We start from the raw sequence: 510 nt of genomic DNA, 5'->3' as shown, positions 1-510 counted from the left end.
TGGTTAGATCAAAGGAAATAACATGAAGAAACTTGCACCCGTAGCCTTACTTATTGCATCGCTCGTAGGTTGTAGTTCTGTTCCTCAAGTGAACTGGCAACAAGGCAGCCAAATTACGATGAATCAGGTGAATGTTGAACTAAAGAGCAATCTTTGGGTGAACTTAATGCCTGCGATTGAGGAAGAACCTGTGCAAGACGTTCAAGAGTTGAGTATTCAAGGTGCTTTGTATCTGGAAGGCGACAAACAGCTGCCTGCGAATTTGACTGCTGAGGCTCTGATTATAAAGCAGGGTACTACCGAGTGGATGATTGATGGTGGGGACTTGGAAACTCGCACTCACAGCGAAAATCAGTGGGAAGTGACGTTTACTTGGCAAGTTGAAGCCGATACAGATAAATCCGTCGATTTGGCGTTGCTGCTTGATGATGCGGGTAAACAACGTTGGCTTGTTGAAAAGCACGTGAAGATAAACAAGGTTTATTAGTTTCTTTCCCGCATAGAAAAAGG

Annotated in this window: 1 protein-coding gene; it reads left to right on the top strand. The window is 44.1% G+C overall.

The genetic code is table 11. The features are described 5' to 3' along the window. Positions 1-22 precede the first annotated feature (22 nt). The gene (locus R8O11_RS31450) at positions 23-487 is read left to right on the top strand and encodes a hypothetical protein (RefSeq protein ID WP_015296247.1); all 465 of its coding nucleotides are present in this window, start codon (positions 23-25) and stop codon (positions 485-487) included. Positions 488-510 lie beyond the last annotated feature (23 nt).

This window comes from Vibrio sp. 1288 (assembly GCF_033344475.1).
This window is presented reverse-complemented; position numbering and strand designations above follow the sequence as displayed.

Excerpts from the sequence above, each read along its gene's own strand:
- R8O11_RS31450 (WP_015296247.1), top strand. The coding sequence starts at position 23 with ATGAAGAAACTTGCACCCGTAGCCTTACTTATTGCATCGCTCGTAGGT.